General features: G+C 33.8%; 2 protein-coding genes. Both read left to right on the top strand.

The genetic code is table 11. From position 1 onward, the window contains the following. Positions 1–339 precede the first annotated feature (339 nt). Complete coding sequence (locus FKZ59_RS14130) at positions 340–942, top strand: hypothetical protein (protein WP_141603376.1); 603 nt, start codon at positions 340–342, stop codon at positions 940–942. Positions 943–1,288: 346 nt separating this feature from the next. Then, positions 1,289–2,185, top strand: a complete 897-nt coding sequence (locus tag FKZ59_RS14125; protein ID WP_246045917.1) for an RHS repeat domain-containing protein — start codon at positions 1,289–1,291, stop codon at positions 2,183–2,185. Positions 2,186–2,629: the final 444 nt, after the last annotated feature.

Raw genomic sequence — 2,629 nt, 5'->3', positions numbered from 1 at the left:
GTGCTGGATTAGACTTGTTAGAAAAAAGGGTTCTCTATAGACTTTAATTATTATTTTAATAAAACAATAAAAATCTCCAACAGGGATGATAGGAAGGCATTCACCAAATATACGTAAGAGCCACTTTCATTTTGCACTAAACAAAAAACCCCAGATACGCATCCTGGGGAATGGACAAAAAAGGGAGATACTTATACTCATAAAAAAACAAAATGGAAAGCAAAGGTAGACAAAAGTGGACACAGAGGTCGTCATTATGATCTTTCTCCTCCTAACGGAAAAACTGGAGATTATTATAATGTATCTCCTGATGGAAGAATATTGTAAGAGGGTTGGGGTATGAAAGTTATTGATAAAAAAAATCTTACAAAATGGTTAGAGGAAAGCGATCTTCGAATAAAAGATATTAACTATATGCCGTTTCTCTTTGTTTCTCATTCTCATTCTTCCAGATGGGAAGGGGGGCTTTTGCATTGTGAAACTGAGGAGGAAATCAGTAACTTTTATCAAGATTTTCATGAAATGTTAGGATTCATGAGAGCGTTTTTTACAGAAACGCATACAAGACAATGTATTATTAGTAAATACAGAAATAATGGTTGGTTTAAAGGATGGAGTGATTTAGAGGAATTTCCGATTTATCACGAAATTCATAAATTATTAAGTATAAAAAATTTAACAACGAAATCGGCGAAGGGGCTATGTTTAGATATTGAAAAAGAGTGGAAAGAACTTGAAAACATTTTTTTGGGAAACTTTTGTAACATTAGTCAAATAGGAATTCTTTTACCCGAGCAAAAGCTAATCATAGAGCCGACTCATAATTTCGAAATATTATTTTTTACAAGGGATATTCAAGGATTGCATTATCGAATATCTCGAATGTTAAGTCAATACGACCATCTCGATGTTTATGTAGATCACGAGGGATGGTTAGGGTAATGTATAATATAGTCATTAAAAGATATCCTTAATGAAGATCCTGAAATTTTTAGAGCCTTGAGATAATACTTCAGGGCTCTTTTTGATAAGAGTAATTGTAAGGAATTCTGTCAGATAGATTTGGTAAAAAATCGAGTGATGACAGTAATCATTTATACGAAATATGGAGCGATTAAGACAACACTGTTCACTACGATTATGACACGGTTGGGACTCATCGAACACAATTAGATATTAATATTTATTGGACAGTAGGGGATTATTTTCGGTGCCATGCACTTGTCGAACGTATATTTATGATGCGTTTGACCAATTAGTTGAAGTTCGAGATGCATCTGGACAATGGATGGCGAAATTTACGTATGATGATAGTGGAAAACGCACAAGCATGACCACTGCAAATGGAACAATCTACTTCCATTACCACCAAGATAAAGTGATTTACGAAACGGATGAAAATGGAAATATCATCACTGAATACACATGGGATGATGAAGGCAATCCTGTTTCCATGACCAAAAATGGTCAAACGTATTATTATCATTTAAACGGTCATGGGGATGTCGTCGCGTTAACAGACAGCAATGGAAATGTAGTGGCAGAGTATGAATATGATGCGTGGGGAAATATCCTACGTCAAACTGGTGCATTGGCTTCTGAAAATCCATATCGTTATGCAGGATATCGGTATGATGAAGTGACTGGATTATATTACCTAATGTCCCGTTATTACGATGCGGATATGGGGCGTTTCTTAATGAGGGATACGTTCCATGGGTTTGAGGATGATCCATTAAGTTTGAACCAGTATGCATATACGAAAAATAACCCGGTAATGTATGTTGATCCAGATGGTAATTTTGCAATTTCTATTGAAAGAGTAAAGTATGCGTTAAAATATGGTCTAAGAGGTTGGCTTGCTTCATATTTTGGTTGGTCTACCGCAGATCAAATTGTAGCTGGGAGTGTAGCAATTCTTGATAAAGTTTCTAAAGCTGTACAAGAAATAATAAAAGGTTACAAAGCAGGTAAAGCTATAAATACCGTTTTTAAGAAGGCTCTAAATGAAGTGTTAATTGGTAGAGGGTATAAAAATGAAATTCTTAAAATAGTGAGAAGCCAAGCAAGGAAAATAGGAACAAAAGTTGCCTTAAAAGGTATAACTAAAATCAGTTTTTGGTGGACAGATATTGCTTTATTTTCTGGATATACCGTTATAGGTTATTACAAATATCATAAATAAAATTACATTACTGAACGATTCGAGGTGTATTATGATAAACAGACACATTAAACTGCTAATATATTACTTCATAGCTTTATGTATTTTCTTTTGGGTATTTTATGATACTTTTCTGACTTCACAGGAACTAACTAATATGAATGTTGTACAAAAAATAACTCTTTTTGGAAAAGTTGTGTTAGGGATTGCTATTTTCCAGATTATAGATTTAATAAGTAAACAATTCCAGGTAATTTCTCGATTGAAAAAAAGTATTTTATTTATAGTTGCTTGCCTATCATCTGCTATGATAATGGGATATATTGTGTTAGAATAAAATCTCATTAGCCCCCTAATGAATTTGGACACTCGATAAGGTGTTTTTTATAATCGAAGGGACCAAATGAAGGGGGCTTTTGATGTACATGAAACGAAGAAAACATTCGAAGGAATTTAAGCTACAAG

It is taken from the genome of Ureibacillus terrenus, assembly GCF_006569205.1.
Taxonomy (GTDB): Bacteria; Bacillota; Bacilli; order Bacillales_A; family Planococcaceae; genus Ureibacillus; species Ureibacillus terrenus.
The sequence above is the reverse complement of the archived record's forward strand: the minus strand, read 5'-3'. Positions and strand labels throughout refer to the sequence as shown.

What these genes read in the sequence shown, in the direction of transcription:
- FKZ59_RS14125 (WP_246045917.1), top strand. Translation starts at nt 1,289, where the DNA reads ATGGCGAAATTTACGTATGATGATAGTGGAAAACGCACAAGCATGACC.
- FKZ59_RS14130 (WP_141603376.1), top strand. Translation starts at nt 340, where the DNA reads ATGAAAGTTATTGATAAAAAAAATCTTACAAAATGGTTAGAGGAAAGC.